This window comes from Williamsia sp. CHRR-6 (genome assembly GCF_018474015.1).
Lineage (GTDB): Bacteria > Actinomycetota > Actinomycetes > Mycobacteriales > Mycobacteriaceae > Williamsia_A.
On record NZ_JAHCSG010000003.1, the window covers coordinates 263,733 to 283,217 of the forward strand.

Annotated in this window: 17 protein-coding genes and 1 tRNA gene; 11 read left to right on the forward strand and 7 right to left on the reverse strand. The window is 67.1% G+C overall.

What is annotated here, in order from left to right:
- Nucleotides 1-19: 19 nt before the first annotated feature.
- Nucleotides 20-1,387, forward strand: a complete 1,368-nt coding sequence (locus KIK15_RS10020; protein ID WP_374222842.1) for a M1 family metallopeptidase — start codon at nucleotides 20-22, stop codon at nucleotides 1,385-1,387.
- A gap of 120 nt (nucleotides 1,388-1,507) precedes the next feature.
- Here KIK15_RS10020 and KIK15_RS10025 read toward each other — a convergent pair whose 3' ends face one another.
- Entirely contained in the window at nucleotides 1,508-2,116 is a 609-nt protein-coding gene (locus KIK15_RS10025) for a dTDP-4-dehydrorhamnose 3,5-epimerase family protein (protein ID WP_214244077.1), read from the reverse strand.
- A gap of 1 nt (nucleotide 2,117) precedes the next feature.
- Nucleotides 2,118-2,987: a glucose-1-phosphate thymidylyltransferase RfbA gene (rfbA, locus tag KIK15_RS10030; RefSeq protein ID WP_214244078.1), complete on the reverse strand. Its 870-nt coding sequence runs from the start codon at nucleotides 2,985-2,987 to the stop codon at nucleotides 2,118-2,120.
- Between the two features lie 88 nt (nucleotides 2,988-3,075).
- Here rfbA and rfbB point away from each other — a divergent pair, with 88 nt between their 5' ends.
- Nucleotides 3,076-4,080, forward strand: coding sequence for a dTDP-glucose 4,6-dehydratase (gene rfbB / locus KIK15_RS10035; RefSeq protein WP_214244079.1), 1,005 nt, complete (start codon nucleotides 3,076-3,078; stop codon nucleotides 4,078-4,080).
- Between the two features lie 99 nt (nucleotides 4,081-4,179).
- On the opposite strand, the gene KIK15_RS10040 is transcribed toward rfbB, so the two are convergent.
- Nucleotides 4,180-5,463, reverse strand: a complete 1,284-nt coding sequence (locus KIK15_RS10040; RefSeq protein WP_214244080.1) for an NAD(P)/FAD-dependent oxidoreductase — start codon at nucleotides 5,461-5,463, stop codon at nucleotides 4,180-4,182.
- A gap of 228 nt (nucleotides 5,464-5,691) precedes the next feature.
- Here KIK15_RS10040 and KIK15_RS10045 point away from each other — a divergent pair, with 228 nt between their 5' ends.
- The 8 genes from KIK15_RS10045 (at nucleotide 5,692) to KIK15_RS10080 (ending at nucleotide 12,477) form a co-directional block, all read left to right on the forward strand.
- Nucleotides 5,692-6,567 carry a LysR family transcriptional regulator gene (locus tag KIK15_RS10045; protein ID WP_214244081.1) on the forward strand — a complete coding sequence of 292 codons (876 nt, stop codon included), beginning with the start codon at nucleotides 5,692-5,694 and terminating at the stop codon, nucleotides 6,565-6,567.
- A 9-nt stretch (nucleotides 6,568-6,576) separates the two neighbouring features.
- Nucleotides 6,577-7,131, forward strand: a complete 555-nt coding sequence (locus KIK15_RS10050; protein ID WP_214244082.1) for a GNAT family N-acetyltransferase — start codon at nucleotides 6,577-6,579, stop codon at nucleotides 7,129-7,131.
- 38 nt (nucleotides 7,132-7,169) lie between these two features.
- A complete protein-coding gene (locus KIK15_RS10055; RefSeq protein WP_307851819.1) occupies nucleotides 7,170-8,627 on the forward strand; it encodes a DHA2 family efflux MFS transporter permease subunit in 1,458 nt (485 codons plus the stop codon).
- A gap of 11 nt (nucleotides 8,628-8,638) precedes the next feature.
- On the forward strand, nucleotides 8,639-9,064 hold the full coding sequence (locus tag KIK15_RS10060; RefSeq protein WP_214244083.1) for a MarR family winged helix-turn-helix transcriptional regulator: 426 nt from the start codon (nucleotides 8,639-8,641) through the stop codon (nucleotides 9,062-9,064).
- 220 nt (nucleotides 9,065-9,284) lie between these two features.
- Nucleotides 9,285-10,286 carry a LacI family DNA-binding transcriptional regulator gene (locus KIK15_RS10065; protein ID WP_214244084.1) on the forward strand — a complete coding sequence of 334 codons (1,002 nt, stop codon included), beginning with the start codon at nucleotides 9,285-9,287 and terminating at the stop codon, nucleotides 10,284-10,286.
- A 49-nt stretch (nucleotides 10,287-10,335) separates the two neighbouring features.
- The gene (locus KIK15_RS10070; RefSeq protein WP_214244085.1) at nucleotides 10,336-10,545 is read left to right on the forward strand and encodes a hypothetical protein; all 210 of its coding nucleotides are present in this window, start codon (nucleotides 10,336-10,338) and stop codon (nucleotides 10,543-10,545) included.
- 10 nt (nucleotides 10,546-10,555) lie between these two features.
- Nucleotides 10,556-11,347: a pirin-like bicupin family protein gene (locus tag KIK15_RS10075; protein ID WP_214244086.1), complete on the forward strand. Its 792-nt coding sequence runs from the start codon at nucleotides 10,556-10,558 to the stop codon at nucleotides 11,345-11,347.
- Nucleotides 11,344-12,477: a cation:proton antiporter gene (locus KIK15_RS10080; protein WP_214244087.1), complete on the forward strand. Its 1,134-nt coding sequence runs from the start codon at nucleotides 11,344-11,346 to the stop codon at nucleotides 12,475-12,477. Before KIK15_RS10075 ends, KIK15_RS10080 begins: the two co-directional genes overlap by 4 nt.
- Here the strand turns inward: KIK15_RS10080 and KIK15_RS10085 are convergent.
- The 3 genes from KIK15_RS10085 to KIK15_RS10095 all read right to left on the reverse strand — a co-directional run bounded on the left by KIK15_RS10085 (nucleotide 12,466) and on the right by KIK15_RS10095 (nucleotide 14,614).
- Nucleotides 12,466-13,239, reverse strand: a complete 774-nt coding sequence (locus tag KIK15_RS10085) for a PIG-L deacetylase family protein (protein WP_214244088.1) — start codon at nucleotides 13,237-13,239, stop codon at nucleotides 12,466-12,468. The two genes, KIK15_RS10080 and KIK15_RS10085, sit on opposite strands and share 12 nt — an antisense overlap.
- A gap of 36 nt (nucleotides 13,240-13,275) precedes the next feature.
- Nucleotides 13,276-13,351, reverse strand: a tRNA-Thr gene (locus KIK15_RS10090).
- 63 nt (nucleotides 13,352-13,414) lie between these two features.
- Nucleotides 13,415-14,614 carry a DNA polymerase III subunit delta' gene (locus KIK15_RS10095; protein ID WP_214244553.1) on the reverse strand — a complete coding sequence of 400 codons (1,200 nt, stop codon included), beginning with the start codon at nucleotides 14,612-14,614 and terminating at the stop codon, nucleotides 13,415-13,417.
- Nucleotides 14,615-14,633: 19 nt separating this feature from the next.
- On the opposite strand from KIK15_RS10095, the gene KIK15_RS10100 reads away from it, so the two are divergent.
- Nucleotides 14,634-16,265 carry an adenylate/guanylate cyclase domain-containing protein gene (locus KIK15_RS10100; protein WP_214244089.1) on the forward strand — a complete coding sequence of 544 codons (1,632 nt, stop codon included), beginning with the start codon at nucleotides 14,634-14,636 and terminating at the stop codon, nucleotides 16,263-16,265.
- Here the strand turns inward: KIK15_RS10100 and topA are convergent.
- Nucleotides 16,255-19,365, reverse strand: coding sequence for a type I DNA topoisomerase (gene topA / locus KIK15_RS10105; RefSeq protein WP_214244090.1), 3,111 nt, complete (start codon nucleotides 19,363-19,365; stop codon nucleotides 16,255-16,257). The two genes, KIK15_RS10100 and topA, sit on opposite strands and share 11 nt — an antisense overlap.
- Nucleotides 19,366-19,485 lie beyond the last annotated feature (120 nt).

Sequence of the window (19,485 nt, forward strand, 5' to 3'; positions counted from 1 at the left end):
TTTCGACCGGAGGGTTCCAGTGCCGAGCAAGACCGACAAGCGCGTGACACCGACCAATGGTGGCCCGCTGCTCGGCGATCCGACCGACGGCATCGATCCCTACCTGCCCAAGAACGGAAACCTGGGTTACCGGGTGAGCCGGTACGAGCTGGACCTGGAGTACAAGGTGGCCAGCAACCGACTGGCCGGGGTCGCGATCATCACCGCCACCTCCCTGACCCGGTTGACCAGGTTCACCCTGGATCTGGCGACGTCGCTGACGGTGTCGCGGGTGTCGGTCAACGGTCGTCGCCCGGCGCGGTACTCCCACCGGGACAACAAAATTGCCATCACCATGACCGATGCGTTGCCGCCGGGCGCAGCGATGACGATCACCGTCAAGTACGGCGGTTCACCGCGTCCGATCCGTGGTCCGTGGGGTGAGGTGGGCTTCGAGGAGTTGACCGAGGGGGCGCTGTGCGCCAATCAGCCCAACGGGGCCGCCTCCTGGTTTCCCTGTGACGACCATCCGAGTTCCAAAGCGCCGTACCTGATCTCGATCACCACCGACTCGCCGTACGTGGCCATAGCCAACGGCACGCTAGCGCGCAAACGAACCAAGGCCGCCCAGACCACCTGGGTGTACGAGCAGGTCGAACCGATGGCCACCTACCTGGCCACCCTGCAGATCGGCCCGTACGTGCAGAAGACGCTGTCCTCTCGGCCGGTACGCATCAGTGCCGTTCTGCCTGAACGCCTCTCGTCGAACTTCGCTCACGACTTCGGTCGTCAGAAGCAGATCATGGACGAGTTCTGCGACATGTTCGGGCCCTACCCGTTTCCTGCCTACACGGTGGTGGTCACCGACGACAATCTCGAGATACCCATCGAGGCACAGGGTTTGTCGACCTTCGGCGCCAACCACTGCGATGGCACCCGCGGCAGCGAACGGCTGGTGGCCCACGAACTGGCACACCAGTGGTTCGGCAACTCACTGACGTTGAGCCGGTGGACCGACATCTGGTTGCACGAGGGTTTCGCCTGCTACAGCGAATGGTTGTGGTCCGAGCGCGCCGGTGAGGAGACCGCCGACGCACTGGCCCGCCGCCACCACCGGGCGTTGGCGGCCGGGCGCAAGGACATCATCATCGGCGATCCGGGTCCGGCCTCGATGTTCGACGACCGCGTCTACAAGCGTGGAGCACTCACCCTGCACGCGCTACGGCTGTCGGTGGGCGATGAGGCATTTTTCGCCATGCTCAGGCAGTGGACGCGTGACTACCGGTACAGCTCGGTGAGCACCGCCGACTTCACCGACCTCGCCGCCCGCTACAGCGACACCTCGTTGTCGGCACTGTGGCAGCGTTGGCTGCGCCAGAAAGCGGTCCCCGAGTTCCCCGGCGACTGACACTCCACGCTGGATTCGCGCCCACGGGATCTCGGCTTCCGCCCAGCCAATGCGGTGTTTCGGCACGGTCGACGCTGGTTTTCGGCACGGTCGACGCCCGTTTTCGGCACGGTCGACGGGTCAGGGGGTGAGGAACGCTTCGACGTCACCGATGCTCGGCAACAGTCCCTGAGTCTGGGCTTGCGCCAGAGTTGGTGCCGCAGAGTCTTTGTCGGACAGCGAGTAGGTCAGCGGTTGCCCGTTGCGCCCGACGGTGGGCCACTCGATGCCCACTCCGGGGTCCAGCGGATGGATGCCATGTTCGCCGCCGGGGTTGTAGCCGGTGGAACACAGGTAGGTCAGGGTGGAGCCGTCCTGCAATGAGCAGAACGCGTGCCCCAGTCCCTCGCAGATGTACACCGCGCGCCGATCGGTGTCGTCGAGCAGCACCGAATCCCACTGCCCAAACGTGGGCGAGCCGATGCGGATGTCGACGATGACATCGAGCACCGCACCCACCGGGCACATCACATACTTGGCCTGACCGGGGGGCACATCAGCGAAATGCACCCCACGCAGCACTCCTGCCGCCGACACCGACATGTTCACCTGGGCCACCGTGAAGTCGTGGCCGATGGTCTCGGCCAGCACCGGCGCCTTGAACGCCTCGAGGAACACCCCCCGCGGGTCGCCGTGCTGCACCGGGGTCAGCTCCCACGCCCCGGCAATGGTCAGCGGCCGCACCTGCACGTCAACGCCCCTGTTCGATGATGGTGAGCAGATAGGCGCCGTAGCCCGACTTCAACAGGGTCTGCGCACGGGCGGCCAACTGGTCGTCGTCGATGAAACCGCGCCGCCAGGCGATCTCCTCGGGCACGGCGATCTTGAGGCCCTGTCGTTGTTCCACCGTTCGGACGAAATTTCCCGCATCCAACATCGAGTCGAACGTGCCGGTGTCCAGCCACGCGGTGCCCCGCGGCAGCACGTGCACCGCCAGGCGACCCTGCTGCAGATAGGCGTTGTTGACGTCGGTGATCTCGTATTCACCCCGGGCGCTGGGGGACAGTCCCTTGGCGATCTCGATCACGTCGTTGTCGTAGAAATAGAGCCCGGGCACCGCGTAGTTGGACCGCGGGTTCTCCGGCTTCTCCTGCAGGGCAACCGCTTTGCCGTCAGCGTCGAAGTCGACCACACCGTAGGCGCTGGGCTGCGCCACCCAGTAGGCGAAGATGGCACCACCGTCGACGTCGGAGAATCGCATCAGCTGGCTGCCCAAACCGGGGCCGTAGAAGATGTTGTCGCCCAACACCAACGCCACCGAGTCGTCACCGATGTGCTGCGCCCCGATGACAAACGCCTGCGCCAGTCCGTTCGGCTCGGGTTGCACCGCGTAGGTGATCGAGATGCCGAATTGCTCACCAGTACCCAGCAGGTGCGAAAAGTGTTCGGCGTCAGCGCGAGTGGTGATGACCAGCACATCCCGGATACCTGCCAGCATCAAGGTGGACAACGGGTAGTAGATCATCGGCTTGTCGTAGACCGGCACCAACTGTTTGCTCACACCCAGGGTGATCGGATGCAGCCTCGATCCGGTCCCCCCGGCCAGAATGATTCCCCGCATGGGCCTCACCCTAAGCACAAACATCGCCGCGCGGCGAGCAACCGTTCGACGGTAAGGTCGCTGGGCACAGGGAGAGGAAGCGGTGTCCATGCGAGTTCTGGTGACCGGGGGTGTCGGTTTCATCGGCGCGAACTTCGTGCGGTTGACGTTGCGTGAACGGCCCGAGGTGGCCGTCACCGTGGTCGACGCGATGACCTATGCCGCCAACCCCGAGACGTTGGCCGAGTTCGGTGACGCCATCGAGTTCATCAAGGGTGACATCGCCGATCCGGCACTGATGGACGATCTGGTGAGCCGCACCGATCTGGTGGTGCATTTCGCCGCCGAATCCCACAACGACAACTCGTTGGTCGACCCGTCGGCGTTCGTGCAGACCAACATCGTCGGCACCTACACCCTGCTCGAGGCGGTGCGCCGCCATGGCGTGCGTCTGCACCACATCTCGACCGACGAGGTGTTCGGCGATCTGCCGCTGCACACCGACGAGCGGTTCACCGAGGCGACTCCGTACAACCCGTCGAGTCCCTACAGCTCCACGAAAGCCGGCAGCGACCTGTTGGTGCGAGCATGGGTGCGCTCGTTCGGGATTCACGCCACACTGTCGAACTGCTCCAACAACTACGGGCCGTATCAGCACGTCGAGAAGTTCATCCCACGCCAGATCACCAACGTGCTCAGCGGGGTTCGGCCCAAGCTCTACGGCGAGGGCACCAACGTGCGCGACTGGATCCACGTCGACGACCACAACGACGCGGTGTGGACCATCATCGACAGGGGCACCGCAGGCGAGACCTATCTCATCGGCGCCGACGGCGAGTGCGACAACACCACCGTGGTGCAGACCATCCTGGAGCTGCTCGGTCAACCCACCGATGCGTTCGATCGGGTGACAGATCGACCCGGCCACGACCTTCGCTACGCGATCGACTCCACTCGTTTACGCACCGAGTTGGGTTGGCAGCCACGGTATGTGGACTTCCGCAGCGGCCTGTCAGCCACGGTCGACTGGTATCGCGAGCACGAGGCCTGGTGGCGTCCGTTCAAAGACGCCGTGGAGAGCACCTACGCGCGTACCGAAACCGTCATCGGGTGACGGTGACACGCCTGTGACCGCACGCTCGACGGGTCATTTCGGCACGCTCGACGGATCATTTCGGCACGCTCGACGGGTCATTTCGGCACGCTCGACGGGTCAGCGGGTGGCTTCGACCTTCGGGGCCTGCGCCTCGTCGAATCCGCGCCGGTCGCGGCCGATGAACGACCCGAGCCACCGGGCGATCGCGGTCAGCTGGTTGGAGAACCCGGCCAGGTAGTAGACGTGCACCGCGAGCCACGCCCCGAACGCGGGCAGCCCGTTCATCTTGATCAGGTCGCGTACGTTCACCACGGCGCTGCCGGTGTTGATGATGGCCATCGAGCCCTTGTCGAAGTACTTGAACTCCGTGCCGGGCAACTTCTTGCGGGCGACGATGTCGGCCGCGTGGCGACCCTGCTGCATGGCGACCGGGCTCTGACCCGGGTATCCCTTGAGCGAGGTCATGTCGCCGATGGCGTAGATGGTGGCCACTCCACCGACCGTGAGGTCGGGGTTGATCAGCAGGCGCCCGGCGCGATCGGTCTCGCAGCCGGTGGCCTTGGCCAAGATCTCGGCGAAGTCGGCGGCCCGTACCCCCGCCGACCACACGATGGTGTCGGCCCGGAACGAGCGGGTCTGTGCGCCCTTGTCGACGGCGACGGTGACCACTCCGTCGGAGATGTCGGTGACCAACGAGTTGAGCACCACCTCGACGCCGTGCTTACGCAGGGTGCGCGCCGCGTAGTCGCTGAGCGAACCACCGAAGGCGGGCAGCACTTTTGGCAGTCCGTCGACCAGCGTGATCGACACCTCCTGCTTGAAGTGCCGCCGAGCCACCTCGGCGATCTGACCCGCCACCTCCACACCGGTGGCTCCCGCACCGACGATCACGAAGCTCGACGCGGCCGCTCGCACCTCGGGATCGGTGGTGGTGCGGGCCAGCTCGAGCCGGTCGAGGATCTGTGCGCGCAATGCCGTCGCGTCCTCGAGCGACTTGAGCGCGAAGGTGCGATCGGCGTAGTCATCTCGACCGAAGTACGACTGTGACGCGCCGGTGGCAGCAATCAGCGAGGAGAAGGCCAGTGTGTGCTCGCCGTCCGCGCCTACGTAGGTGACCGTGGAGGCCTCTGCGTCCACATCGACCACCGTGCCCTCCACGACGGTGATGTTCTGGTGGCGCGCCAGCAGGTCGGCGGCCTTGGGGGCCACGGTCGCGCTGTCGAGGATGCCGGTGGCCACCTGGTAGAGCAGCGGCTGGAAGAGGTACTGCGCATTGGCCGTGATGAGCGTCACCGACAGACCCGATCGGCCTAATCGCTTGGCGGCGGCCAGCCCTCCGAACCCCGATCCGACGATGACGACATCGGTGGTGGTGGCCAGGTCAATGGCGTGATCAGGCATGTCGTACCCCTTGCGCTGGAGGCGATGACCGTTGTGTGGTCGGTAGCCGGTGTGAGCTGCCCTGCGAGACGTCGTTGTGTCCCACGACAGCGGTTTCATGAGTGACAACGTCAATGGTGCGGTGATCACGTCCTGGGAACAAGCGTGTAGATCAGATGTCACTTATCGTGAAAGCTAATCAATGCCGGTGCCTGCCGGTTCTCCCGTGCATCGAGAGGCGAATCTGACATGGAACTCCGTCAACTGGCCTACCTGGTGGCAGTAGCCGATGAGCTCAGTTTCAGCCGCGCCGCCGAGCGCAACTACATATCTCAGTCCGCCATCAGTCATCAGATCGCGCGATTGGAGCGCGAGCTGGGGGTGACTCTGCTGGAGCGGTCCACCCGCGCGGTGTCGGTGACCGCCGCAGGCGAACGACTGCTGCCGATCGCCCGACAGATGCTGGATCTGCGCACCCGGGCTTTCGCCGCGGTGGCCGACCCCGGCTCGCGAATCCGCCTGGCGGCCAACATGTCTTTCGCACGTCGGTCGCTGACTGCGGTGTCGGCGGTGCGCGACGACCACCCCGACGTCGAGATCGAGTTCGTCATCAAGAACTTCGACCAGCGGGTGGAGGCCGTGATCACCGGCGATGTCGACATCGCGCTGATCCGCGGTTCGGTCACCGACAAGCGGCTGCGCGTGCACCGGCTGTGGGTGGAGGAGCTGATGGTCGCGATGTCAGACAAGCATCCGCTGGCCGGCCGCACGACGGTGTCGCTGGAGGAGTTGGCCGAGTTCCCGCTCATCCTGCCGCCGCGTAAACGACAGATCCTGCTGCACGAGGTGATCAACACCGCCTTCACCGCGGCCGGACTGACCATCCGATTCGGACCACCGATCGCCCCGGACCACACCGCACCGCTGGATCTGCTCAACCGTCCCGATTCGTGGTCGGTCCTCTACGACGAAACCCCGGTGGTGGCGTTGGCACAGATTCGCGAGGACCGGGGTCGGTTGTCGGTTCCGGTGTCGGCGTTGACCAGGGCGTCGAGCGACGCAACGCCTGAGCGCGCGGCCGTCATCGCCGAACTCATGAAATCGCTTGGCCACCAGCCCACCTGAGGTGATTGCATGACCCGCATGGATTGGCCACGCCACACCCCCACACTCACCGACGGGACCATCACGTTGCGCCCCGCCCAAGCCGATGATGCCGAAGGCATCGTGGCGATGTGCACCGACCTCGAATCGGTGCGCTTCACCGCCGTGCCGCCGGGCTACACCACGGCCAACGCCGTCGACTACATCTCGCGCTCACGCGAGAACTGTTGGCCCGAGGTTCATCTCGTCATCAGCGATGACACCGACGCCGTGCTGGGCAACTGCAGCCTGCGTGAGCTGGACGACGAGGCCGCAGTGGTGGGCATCGGCTATCTGGTGGCTCCGTGGGCACGTCGGCGAGGGGTGGCCACCGCAGCCACCCGGCTGCTCATCGACTACGCCTTTGCCATCGGCGCGTTCCGGTTTGAACTCGACGCCTTCGCCGACAACGTCGGTTCGCGCGCGGTGGCCAAAGCCTGCGGCCTGACCGAGGAGGGCGTCATGCGGGGCGCCCGACTGGGCAACGGTGGCGTGCGCCATGACCTGGTGCGACACGCCGTTCTGCGCACCGACCGACCGGGCTGACTTGCATCAGCAACAGTTGTAGGAACACAATTGTTTGAGTGAGCAACGAAACTACGGTCGACGCGTCCACGCTGAGCCCCCGTCGCAAGGTGATCATCCTGGCCACCTGCTGCCTCAGCCTGTTCATCGTGTCCATGGACGCGACCATCGTGAACGTGGCCATCCCGGCCATCCGGTCCGACCTGGGCGCCTCGGTGTCGGGTCTGCAGTGGGTGATCGACGTCTACACCCTGGTGTTGGCCAGCCTGCTGCTGTTGTCGGGGGCTGCGGCCGACCGTCTCGGACGCCGCCGGGTGTTCCAGGTCGGTCTGGCCGCCTTCGCCGTCGGGTCGCTGCTGTGCAGCCTGTCCGACAGTGTCGGGATGCTGGTCGCGGCGCGCTTCGTCCAGGCCATCGGCGGATCGATGCTCAACCCGGTCGCGATGTCGATCATCACCCAGGTGTTCACCGAGCGCACCGAACGGGCACGCGCCGTGGGCGTCTGGGGTGCCGTGGTCGGTGTCTCGATGGCTGTGGGACCGATGGTGGGTGGGGTGCTGATCGATTCGGTCTCCTGGCAGTCGGTGTTCTGGATCAACATCCCGGTGTGCCTGGCCGCCATCGCGTTGACCGCCCGATACGTCCCCGAATCACGCGGCACGGCGCGACGATTCGATCCGATCGGCCAGCTGCTGGGGGTGACGTTCATGGCGTCGCTGGTGTTCGGGCTGATCGAGGGACCATCGATGGGTTGGACCGATCCGCGCACGCTGGGCATCTTCACCATCACCGCGCTGGCGTTGGTGGCGTTTGTGCGGTTCGAGGGCCGCCACGCTTCCCCGTTCATCGACATCCGGTTCTTCCGGTCGGTGCCGTTCTCCACCGCGACGGTGATCGCGGTGCTGGCCTTCGCCGCCTACGGCGCCTTCCTGTTCCTGATGTCGATCTACCTTCAGCAGGTGCGCGGCTACAGTGCCCTGCACACCGGCGTGATCTACCTGCCGATCGCCGTTGCGACGCTGGTGTTCTCGCCGATCTCTGGGCGTCTGGTGGCCCGCTACGGATCGCGGCCCTCGCTGGTCAGCTCCGGCGTGTTGCTGGCGTTGGCGGCGGGATTCATGACGACGCTGGGGCCGCGCACCCCCGTCTGGCAGCTCATCGTGATGTTCGCGATCTTCGGGATCGGTTTCGCGCTGGTCAATGCGCCGGTCACCACCTCTGCGGTCAGCGGCATGCCCCGCGACCGGGCGGGCGCCGCCTCCGCGGTCGCCTCGACCAGCCGCCAGCTGGGGATCAGCCTCGGCGTCGCCATCAGCGGCTCGGTGGTGGGCACCACCGTGGCCGCGGGCGGGTCGGCCTTCACCGACGCGATGGTCCCGCTGTGGTGGGTGGTGGTGGCCACCTCGGCGCTCATCACCGTGCTGGGCTACCTCAGCACCAGCGCGCGGGCGCGACGCACCGCGCAGGACACCGCAGCACTGTTCACCACCACCGCGGTGCCGGCCGCCCAGCGATGAACAACCCAGCGATGAGTCGGCGACCCGACGCCGACCGCGCCTGGCAGACCATGGCGCACTTCGTGATCGACCACCGCGGACCGTGGCGTCGAGCGCTGATGGCGCGAACCGGGCTGCCGTTCACCCACGTTCGGCTGTTACGCCGCCTACGCGGCGGTCCCCTCTCGATCAGCGACCTCGCCGAGGCCGCAGCCATCGACCCACCCGCAGCCACCGTGGCCGTCACCGCCCTGCAGCGCGACGGCCTGGTGCAGCGCAGCGTGGACCCGACCAACCGTCGGCGCAAGGTGGTGTCGCTCACCGACGCCGGGCACGAGTTGGTCGACGAGGCGATGCGCACCGACGACCCGGCCCCACCGAACTTCGACGCGTTGGACGACACCCAGATCGCCCAGTTGTCAGCGCTACTCGCCATTCTCGCCGACGACACCACGTGAGCCTGCCGAACCTGTGTTCACCCGTGGTGTCGTCGTGGTGGGTATCGGGTTGGCCATACATCTCGTCGAGCGCGTCGGCACGGTCTGCTGATTCAGCGAGTACCCGGCGTAGCGGACCAGAAGAGGCTTGGCGCCGGTCTGTTCGGCCATGTCGAGGCAGGTCTTGACCGTGGGTGGACCGTCCGCCCGTGGACGCACCCACCCCACTACTGTGACCCCCATGACCCGTCGACCAGCGCTGCACGATGTCGCCGCGCTGGCCGGGGTCAGCCACCAGACCGTGTCCCGCGTTCTCAACGATCATCCCCACGTCTCACCCGACACCCGCCGCAAGGTGGAGGTCGCGATCTCCGAGCTGGGGTACCGCCGCAACCTCAGCGCGCGCGTGTTGGTCACCGGCCGGTCCAACGTGGTCGGCGTCATCTCACCCAGCTCCACGCTGTATGGGCCCTCGGCGACGGTGACAGCAATCGGGCAGGCGGCCTTGGCATCTGGGCTCACGGTCACCGCCGATCAGGTCCTCGATCTCGGGCCAACCCAGGTACGCGCTGCAGCCGATCGGCTCCTCGGCCAGGGCGTCATGGGGCTGGTTCTCATCCTGCCCGTCGATGCTGCGGTGGAGACCGTGTCGTCCTTCGTTCCCGCGGGCACCCCGATGGTGACCGGGGACAGCGACGTGGGCCCGACGTCCTCACACGTGTCGATCGATCAGTACAGCGGAGCCGTGCAGGCGACCGAACACCTGCTGGCCCTGGGTCACCGGACGGTGTGGCACATCGCCGGGCCGCTCGACTGGAACGATTCGCGTGCTCGGGAAAAGGGCTGGCGCGACACGTTGACGCGTGCAGGCGTGGAGGAACCCCCACTGCTGCGCGGGGATTGGTCACCCGCATCGGGCTATGAGGCCGGCCGGATGCTCGCCCGCGTGACCGACTGCACCGCCGTGTTCGCCGCCAACGACCACATGGCTCTGGGCATCGCGCGAGCGCTGTTCGAGGCAGGCCGCCGCATCCCCGAGGACGTGAGCCTCGTGGGCTTCGACGACGTTCCCGAGTCCGGCTACTACTTCCCGCCGCTGACCACCGTGCACCAGGACTTCGATGCGACCGGTCGCGCGGCATTGGAGCTGCTGCGCCGTCAGGCCGACGGCGACGACACGGGGCAAGACAGCGTGCTGGTGCCCGCCCACCTGGTGCTGCGACAGTCCACCGCCAGGCGCTGAGCCGCTGGGCCGACCGACACAAACTCGCCTGCCGGCGGCGATGATGCCGATGATCGACGTCGCCAACGCCACGTTGCGCAGGTTGTCGGGGTTGCCGGAGGTGGGTACGAACACGAACCCGAGCACCATGACGATGGCCAGTGCCACCACAGCCACCCCACGTCCCGGAATCGAGTTGATGGCGGGCCTGCCCCACCGGCTCGACACCGGTAGCTGCTGGTGCGCGCAACCCGCCGGCGGGTGGGTCGACCGCTCGTAGACTCTCGTGGATGACCACCGCTGAGCTGCCCGGCATCGACGTACGGCGCGCCGACGAACGCTTCACCACCCGCATCGACTGGCTGGACTCGAAGCATTCGTTCTCCTTCGCCGACCACTACGACCCCGGCAACACCCACCACGGGCTGCTGTTGGTCAACAACGACGACGTGGTCACCCCCGGCGCCGGGTTCGACACCCACCCCCACCGCGACTCCGAGATCATCACCTGGGTGCTGCAGGGCGCGCTGGTGCACCAGGATTCGATGGGCCATTCCGGCGTCATCTATCCGGGCCTGGCCCAACGGATGAGCGCAGGCACCGGGATCCTGCACTCGGAGAGGAACGACTCGTGGCGCGTGCGCGAACCAGCCGGGGCGACGCGGGATCTGCCCGTCGAGCCGGTGCGGTTCATCCAGATGTGGCTGGTGCCAGACGAATCCGGTATCGCCCCGAGCTATGAACAACTCGAGGTGCACGACGAGCTCGACGGCGGTGGGCTGGTCACCATCGCCTCGGGTATGCCCACCCACGCCGACCATTCGGCCATCCGGATCGCCAATCGCCACGCGGCCATGCATGTGGCACGGATGCGCGCAGGGCAGGCCCCGATCATCCTGCCCGACAGCCCCTTTGCCCATCTGTTCGTCGCCGACGGCGAGGTGGACATGGAGGGGGTGGGTCGGTTGCACACCGGCGACGCGGTTCGCCTGACCGACGTCGGCGGACCGCGGCTGAGTACCGACGTCGGCGCCGAGGTCATCGTCTGGGAGATGCACGCAGGTCTCGGTCCGCCGCGATGAGCTTTGCCACGCTGGCTCTGATCGGGCTGATCGGGCTGGCCGGTCCGCTGCTGGCCGCGCCGTCGCGGCTACGTGTCCCGGTCATCATCGGCCAGCTGGCAGCGGGCGCGGTGTTCGGCCGCAGCGCTTTCGACCTCATCGACCCCACCGAGCCCACCCTGGAGTTCCTGGCGACCGTGGGATTCGCGTTGGTCATGTTCGTCGCCGGTAGTCACGTCCCCGTACGGGACCCGAATCTGTTGTCGGGCATCAGGATCGGGGCGTTGCGGGCGGTGGCGGTGGGGGTGGTGGCCACCGGTCTGGGCTGGGCGCTGGCGGCGACGGTGAACAGCGACCACATCGGGCTGTACGCAGTGGTGATGGCGTCGTCCTCGGCTGCGGTCGCCCTGCCGATCATCGAATCGGAGAAGGTGGCCGGACCGGCGGTCCTGCAACTGTTGCCGCAGATCGCGATCGCCGACGCCATCTGCATCGTGGCCGTCCCGCTGGTCATCGACCGCGCGCACGCACCGCGCGCGGCGCTGGGGTCGGTGGTCGTGATCGCGGCGACCATCGCGGTGTTCGTGGTGCTGCGCTACTTCGACGCCAACGGGATACGGCAACGTCTGCACGACGTGTCGCAGCAGCGAAAGTTCGCCGTCGAGTTGCGGGTCAACCTGGCCATCCTGTTCGCCCTGGCCGCACTGGCCACGTGGAGTCACGTGTCGGTCCTGTTGGCCGGCTTCGGTTTCGGGTTGGCCGTGGCCGCCATCGGCGAACCCCGCCGATTGGCCAAACAGATCTTCGCCGTCGCCGACGGCTTCTTGGGACCGCTGTATTTCGTGTGGTTGGGTGCATCGCTGGACCTGCGCGACCTCGTCCGACACCCGAACATGATCGCCGTGGGGGTGGCATTGGGGCTTGGTGGCGTGCTGGCGCATGTGGCCATGCGCGCGTTCGGTCAACCCGTCGCGGTCGGAGCGCTGGCTGCCGCCCAGTTGGGGGTGCCCATCTCGGCGTCCACCCTGGGCACCCAGCTGGACCTGTTCTCCCCGGGCGAGGCACCTGCGATCATCCTGGGAGCGTTGATCACCCTGGTGGCCGCCACCCTCGGCGGTGTTCGACTGGCCCGGACCAACTCACAGCGGTAGCGATGTCATCCGCGGCCGTGGCGCCCCGTCGGCATGGCGGAACGACTCGACCCCGAACACGGTGCGCAGCATGTCGATCGGCATCTGTAGGAACGGACCGAAGTCGCCGATCTGGGTGGCATGGGCGACCATGGCCGCCCGCTTGGCCTCCATCACCGCGCTCACGTCCACCTCAACGGTGATCTCGGAGTCGGGTACCCCGAACGAGTCCATGTCCAGACCGGTCTGCTCCTCGTCCCACGCCGGGTTGGCGGCCATCATCGCCCGCACCCGGTCACGATTGGCCACACTCTCGAATCGGTGTGGGGTGGAGGCCAATTCGGCCGCGGCGCGGCCCACGTGGTGCACAGCGACGTGGTCGGGGTGACCGTAGCCACCGTTGCTGTCGTAGAAGGTGACGACGTCGGCGGACTCCTCGATGAGGATGTCGGCCAGCCGGCGCGCCGGCTGCGCCACCGGGAGGTTCGCGAATGCGGCCGGATTGGCGTTCTCGGGCGTTCCGGCCATCCCGGAGTCGGGATAGTCCAGCATCACCAGCCGGTGCACGCCCAGTGCCTGTGCGGAGGCCTCCAGCTCCGCCCGCCGGTGCGCCACCAGGCTCTCCCCCGGTGGCACCACACCATCGGGGTCTTCGCCCAGAGCCCCGTCGGTGGCGGTCACCAACACCACCCGATGCCCGGCGTCGGCAGCCAGCCGGATCACCCCACCGGTACCGAACACCTCGTCGTCGGGGTGGGCGTGGAAACACACGAGAACGCTCATCGGATGAGCCTAGCGAGATGGTCGAGATCTGCTGCGTGGAGCCGCCTAGGGGAATCGAACCCCTGACCTTTTCATTACGAGTGAAGCGCTCTACCGACTGAGCTAAGGCGGCGTGCCGCCCGTGGGCAGCGCCGACCAGTCTATCGACCGTGCGCAGGCCACGACAAACCGCGTCTCAGCGGCTCGGCGGACGCAGCGCGGTGGCGATCTCGGCGACCATCGCATCGAGGGCGAAGCGGGGTTTGACGTTGAAGTCCAGCACCTGCCGGCACGCCAGGACGGCCTCGGTGCAGCGCAACAGCTGATCGGGCCGTGCGAACTGCGCCATCCTCACGGTCTGGTCGGTCATGTCGGGATGCATCGCGACCACCGGCGCACCGTATGCGGCCACCAGCGCATCGCGGAACAGCGCGGCCAGATCCACCAGGGCCCGGTCCAACACGTCACGCTGCATCCGGGTGAAGCGCGACTTCTGCTGCCGTTCAAGATCTTTGAGCACACCAGCCGACCCGCGCAACGCGCCCGCCGACCCCTTGCCGGTGCCACCGGCGCCCAACGCGGTGCGCAGCGTCTCGGTCTCGGCCGCGTCCAGTTCGGCGCTCATCGCCTTGGCCACCGCCTCGGCGGTCTTCACCAGATCCTCGGCCGAGGCGTATGCGGTGGCATCGCGGGTGGCCGCGCGCGCCAGACCCAACGCCTGAGCGCGTTGGTCGCGGGCCGAGGGATCGGTGGCCAACCGTCGTGCCCGGCCCACGTGCCCGCCACACACTGACGCCGCCCACGTCGCGGTGTCCGCGGCCACCCCGCTGTCGCGCAGAACGCCGGCGATCGCATCGACCGACGGCATCACCAACGGGATGTGGCGACACCGCGACTTCAACGTCACCGAGATGTCCTCGGGATCGATCGAGGGCGCACACAGCAGGATGACCGTCTGCGCGGGTGGTTCCTCGACCACCTTCAGCAGCGCGTTGGCGGCCTGCTCGGTCAACCGGTCGGCGTCCTCGATCAGCACGATCTGCCACCGACCCACACTCGGGCGCCGCGAAGCGATCTGCACGGTGTCCCGGATGGTCTTGACCCCGATGCTGAGACCTTCGGGCACGATGCGCCGCACGTCGGCGTGGGTGCCGGCCATGACCGTGGTGCACGAATGACAGCGACCGCACCCGATGACATCGTCATCGGCACATTGCAGCGCCGCCGCGAAGCAGGCCGCCGCCACCGATCGACCACTTCCGGGCGGTCCGGTGAACAACCAGGCGTGCGTCATCGAACTGCGATCGCCGTCCACCGAGCGCGCCGACGTCGCGGCGTCGACGAGTTCGTCGATCACCGCGTGCTGACCGACCAGCCGGTCGAACACCGGAGGCAGGGGGACGCTCACCGGGCCGATGTTATCGGTCGGCCCCGACCGCTACCGTGTTCCGGTGGTCGCAAGCCGGAGGTTGATCCACCAGACAGCGCGCACTCTGCGTTGGCTGGTGCACACCCCTTGGCCCATCCTGGCGCTGGATCTGCTGCGGTCGAACATCATCGGCGCGCTGTTCACGTTCGCGTTCCTGCGGTTCGGCATGCCCATCGAGTACACGGTCAGACTCGACTCGATCGGGCTCACCCAGCAGGCCGTGTTCGGCGCCTACCTGGCGTTCGCGTTCTTCACCGGCGGATACATCAGCATTCGCCTCACCCTGCCGGTGCTGGTGTGGCATCGCCGCCGCACGCGCATCCGCGCCGACGACCTCTCCGCACGCGATCTGACCGGCGACGACATAGCCGCCAGGGAACGCGCCCTGCGGCTGCCCGCGCTGCTGACGGCGGTCAACCTCGGGCTGTGGGCGGTGGGTGGAACGGTGTTCGCGCTGGTCAACCTGTCCGCGTCGGGGACCACGGCGCTCATCGTGTGGGTGGCCTCGATCATCGGTGGCTTCGTGTCCTGCGTCCTGGGCTATCTGCAGGCCGAGAAGGTGCTGCGCCCCATCACCGTCTCGGCGATGGCCAACGATCCCAGCAGCGCGGTGGCTCCCAGCGTCACCCAGCGCATCATCCTGTTCTGGATCGTCAGCACCGCGGTGCCGTTGCTGGCCATCCTCGCGCTGGTGATCGGGCAGCAGGCCGGCCTGGTGATGACCAGTGCAGAGGGGCTGCGTCGACCACTGTTGTGGCTGTCGGTGGCGGCGCTGGCGTTCGGACTGCTGGGACTGATCCGCATCGTCAACGCCATCGCCGACCCCATCACCGAGCTGCGGCGCGCCCAACGCCGGGTGAGCGCAGGCGACTACGACACCCTGGTGCGCATCTACGACGGCAGCGACCTGGGCCTGTTGCAGGCCGGCTTCAACGAGATGGTCAACGACCTGCGCGAACGCCGCCAACTACGCAATCTCTTCGGCCGGTATGTGGGCCAGGACGTCGCGCGGCGCGCCATCGAGAGCGGCACCGAACTCGGCGGCGAGGAGCGCTATGTGGGGGTCTTGTTCGTCGACATCGTCGGCTCCACCCGGTTGGCCGTCACGCTGCCCCCGCAGCAGGTGGTGGACCTGCTCAACGAGTTCTTCGAGGTGGTGGTCGAGACCGTGGGCCGGCACGGCGGGTTCATCAACAAGTTCCAGGGCGATGCGGCTCTGGCCATCTTCGGCGCGCCCATCGACACCCCTGATTTCGCCGGGCAGGCGTTGGCGGCGGCCCGCGAGCTACGGCTGGAACTCGATCGCCGACTCGGTGAGACCGACATCGGTATCGGGGTGTCGGCGGGTAAGGCGATCGCCGGGCACATCGGGTCACAGAGTCGGCTGGAGTACACCGTCATCGGGGACCCGGTGAACGAGGCGGCGCGCCTGACCGAGATGGCCAAAGACGAACCGACCCGAGTGTTGGCCTCGGCACGTGCGGTTTATCTGGCGTCGCAGACCGAGGCCCAGTTCTGGGACATCGGCGAAGGCATCGAGCTGCGGGGACGCGGCATCGAGACCACGCTGGCCCGACCCCGCGACACCCCGCAGGCGATCGACGCGATCAATCCGTAGCCGGCGGCGCCTTCTTGGCAGCGGCCTTCTTGGCCGGTGCTTTCTTGGCCGCAGCCTTTTTGGCCGGTGCTTTTTTGGCCGCAGTCTTCTTCGCGGCAGTCTTCTTGGCCGGTGCCTTCTTGGCGGCAGTCTTCTTCGCGGCTGCCTTCTTGGCCGGCGCCTGCTTCGCGGCGGTCTTCTTCGCGGCCTTCTTCACCGGTCCCCGGGCTCGGCGGTCGGACAGCAACTCCATCGCCCGCTCGTCGGTGATCGAGGCGACGTCGTCGTCCTTGCGCAGGCTGGCGTTGGTCTCACCGTCGGTGACGTAGGGGCCGAAGCGACCGTCCTTGATGACCATCGGTTTACCCGACACCGAGTCCACACCGAGCTCGCGCAACGGTGGTGCTGCGGCCTGCCGACCGCGCCGCTTGGGCTCGGCGTAGATCTTCAACGCCTCCTCGAGGGTGACGCTGAAGATCTGGTCCTCGGTGGCCAGGGAACGAGAGTCGGTGCCCTTCTTCAGATACGGGCCGTAGCGCCCGTTCTGGGCGGTGATCTCCTCGCCGCTGCCGGGGTCGGCACCCACCACGCGCGGTAACGACAGCAGCTTGAGTGCCTCGTCGAGGGTGACCGTGGCAATGTCCATCGACTTGAACAACGAGCCGGTGCGCGGTTTGGGCCCGGCCTTCTTGGCGGCGGCCTTCTTGGTCGCCTTCTTGGCCGCAGCTTTCGTGGTCGCGCCTGCCGTGGTGGCCGTCTCGGTCTTGGTGGCCACCGCGGTACCGCCACCGGATGCGGCGGCGCCACCGTTGCCGTCGAGCGGGGTGGGTCCCGGCGGAACCGTCAGGGCCGGAACCGAACTCCCGCCCTCACTGTCGTCGTCGGCGCCGGTCTCATCGTCGGGCTCGGGCAGGATCTCGGTCACGTACGGACCGAAACGTCCTTCCTTGGCGACGATCTCGTGCCCGGTCACCGGGTCGACACCCAGACTGCGACCCTCTTGCGGTGTGCTGAACAGCTTCTCCACCAGCTCGAGGGTCAGCTCATCCGGGGTGCTCTCGGCGGGCAGGTTGGCGCGCTGCGACTCGGGTTCGGCACCGGGCGGGGCCACGTTGCGTTCCAGATACGGGCCGAAGCGACCCACCCGCACGTACACGGGGCGACCCTGCGAGTCGTCGAACAGCTTGATGGAGTTGACTTCTCGAGCGTCGATCTCCTCGAGATTCATCCCGACCAGCTTCTTGAGCCCGCCCTCGTTGACGATCTCGGCGTCGGCGGTGTCGGCCGCGCCGGCGCTGTCGCCACCGAAGTAGAAGCGGGTCAACCAATCCACCCGGTTCTCGCGACCCGATGCGATCTGATCGAGGTCGTCCTCCAGCGAGGCGGTGAAGTCGTAGTCGACGAGCCTGCGGAAGTAGGCCTCCAGCAACCCGACCACCGCGAACGCCACCCAGGACGGCACCAGGGCGCTGCCCTTCTTGTGCACGTACCCGCGGTCCTGGATGGTTCCGATGATCGAGGCGTAGGTCGACGGGCGCCCGATCCCCAACTCCTCCAACGTCTTCACCAACGACGCCTCGGTGTAGCGGGCCGGCGGGTTGGTGGAGTGGCCGGCTGCGGCGAGCTCGGCGGCGGTGAGGTGCTGACCCTCGACCAGCGTCGGCAGGCGCACCTCCTCGTTGTCGGCTTGTCCGCCGGCCTGCTCGTCGACGGTCTCGACGTAGGCCGACAGGAACCCAGGGAACGTGATGGTGCGCCCGGATGCGGCGAAAGTGCATGTGGCGGTTGTGTTGTCGGCCATCGCCGAGGTACCTGCGATGCGCAGGCTCATGGTGGTGCCGCGCGCATCGGCCATCTGCGAGGCGACGGTGCGCTGCCAGATCAGTTCGTAGAGCCGGAACTCGTCGGGCTGCAGCGCCGAGGCCACCTGGCCCGGGGTGCGGAAACTCTCGCCCGCCGGACGGATGGCCTCGTGGGCCTCCTGCGCGTTTTTCACCTTGCGGGTGTACTGCCGGGGCGTGGGATGGACGAAGTCGGCGCCGTAGAGGTCACGGGCCTGGTTGCGTGCGGCGGTGATGGCTGACTCCGACAGGGTCGTGGAGTCGGTACGCATGTAGGTGATGTAGCCGTTCTCGTAGAGCCGCTGCGCGATTCGCATGGTGCGATCAGAGGTGAAGCGCAGCTTGCGTCCGGCCTCCTGCTGCAGGGTCGAGGTCATGAACGGCGCATAGGGTCGGCGCGTGTAGGGCTTTTCCTCCACCGAGGTGACGGTGAGATCGGCACCCTGCAGGCCGCTGGCCAACGCTGCGGCGCGGGCCTCGTCGAGCACGGTCACGCTGTCGGACTTCTTCAACGCGCCGGTGGCGTCGAAGTCACGGCCCGAGGCGACCCGCGCATCGTCGACGGCGACCAGCTTGGCCCCGAAAGTCCGCGGGGTGACCTCGGCGCCGGCGTCGAGGGTGGCGTCGATGTCCCAGTAGGAGGCGGACACGAACGCCATCCGCTCACGTTCACGCTCGACGATGATGCGGGTGGCCACCGACTGCACGCGACCGGCAGACAGCTTGGGCATCACCTTCTTCCACAGCACCGGTGACACCTCGTAGCCGTAGAGGCGGTCGAGGATGCGGCGGGTCTCCTGCGCGTCGACGAGGTCTTCGTCGAGGTCGCGCGGGTTGGCCGCGGCGGCCTGGATGGCCGACTGGGTGATCTCGTGGAACACCATCCGCTTCACCGGGACGGTGGGGCGCAGAGTTTCCAGCAGGTGCCAGGCGATGGCCTCGCCCTCACGGTCACCGTCGGTGGCCAGGTACAGCTCGTCGACATCCTTGAGCAGCGACTTGAGCTCGGTGACCGTCGACTTCTTGTCTGGGGAGACCACGTACAGCGGCTCGAAGTCGTGGTCGACGTCGACGCCCAGGCGTGCCCACGGCTGTCCCTTGTACTTGGCGGGTACGTCGGCGGCGCCGCGCGGGAGGTCACGAATGTGTCCCCGCGAGGACTCCACGACGTAGTTGGATCCCAGGTATCCGGCGATCTTGCGCGCTTTGGTCGGGGACTCGACGATCACCAGGCGGCGCACATCACCGTCCGACGCGGACGCTGTGTCGCTATCAGCCACTGTCTGTGCCTGCACCTTTCTCGATCAGCCCGGAGAGCGGAGATGGGCTGTACGGGTCGTACCTCGGTCGTCACGGCCGAGGAATTCGCGGCCTGTAGTACTCCATATAACAGCCTTCAT

Bases quoted from the DNA above. Each gene is read 5' to 3' on its own strand.
- rfbB (WP_214244079.1), top strand. From the start codon at position 3,076: ATGCGAGTTCTGGTGACCGGGGGTGTCGGTTTCATCGGCGCGAACTTC.
- KIK15_RS10065 (WP_214244084.1), top strand. From the start codon at position 9,285: ATGACCCGTCGACCAGCGCTGCACGATGTCGCCGCGCTGGCCGGGGTC.
- KIK15_RS10060 (WP_214244083.1), top strand. From the start codon at position 8,639: ATGAGTCGGCGACCCGACGCCGACCGCGCCTGGCAGACCATGGCGCAC.
- KIK15_RS10045 (WP_214244081.1), top strand. From the start codon at position 5,692: ATGGAACTCCGTCAACTGGCCTACCTGGTGGCAGTAGCCGATGAGCTC.
- KIK15_RS10100 (WP_214244089.1), top strand. From the start codon at position 14,634: ATGTTATCGGTCGGCCCCGACCGCTACCGTGTTCCGGTGGTCGCAAGC.
- KIK15_RS10075 (WP_214244086.1), top strand. From the start codon at position 10,556: ATGACCACCGCTGAGCTGCCCGGCATCGACGTACGGCGCGCCGACGAA.
- KIK15_RS10050 (WP_214244082.1), top strand. From the start codon at position 6,577: ATGACCCGCATGGATTGGCCACGCCACACCCCCACACTCACCGACGGG.
- KIK15_RS10085 (WP_214244088.1), bottom strand. From the start codon at position 13,239: ATGAGCGTTCTCGTGTGTTTCCACGCCCACCCCGACGACGAGGTGTTC.
- KIK15_RS10070 (WP_214244085.1), top strand. From the start codon at position 10,336: ATGATCGACGTCGCCAACGCCACGTTGCGCAGGTTGTCGGGGTTGCCG.
- rfbA (WP_214244078.1), bottom strand. From the start codon at position 2,987: ATGCGGGGAATCATTCTGGCCGGGGGGACCGGATCGAGGCTGCATCCG.
- KIK15_RS10080 (WP_214244087.1), top strand. From the start codon at position 11,344: ATGAGCTTTGCCACGCTGGCTCTGATCGGGCTGATCGGGCTGGCCGGT.
- KIK15_RS10040 (WP_214244080.1), bottom strand. From the start codon at position 5,463: ATGCCTGATCACGCCATTGACCTGGCCACCACCACCGATGTCGTCATC.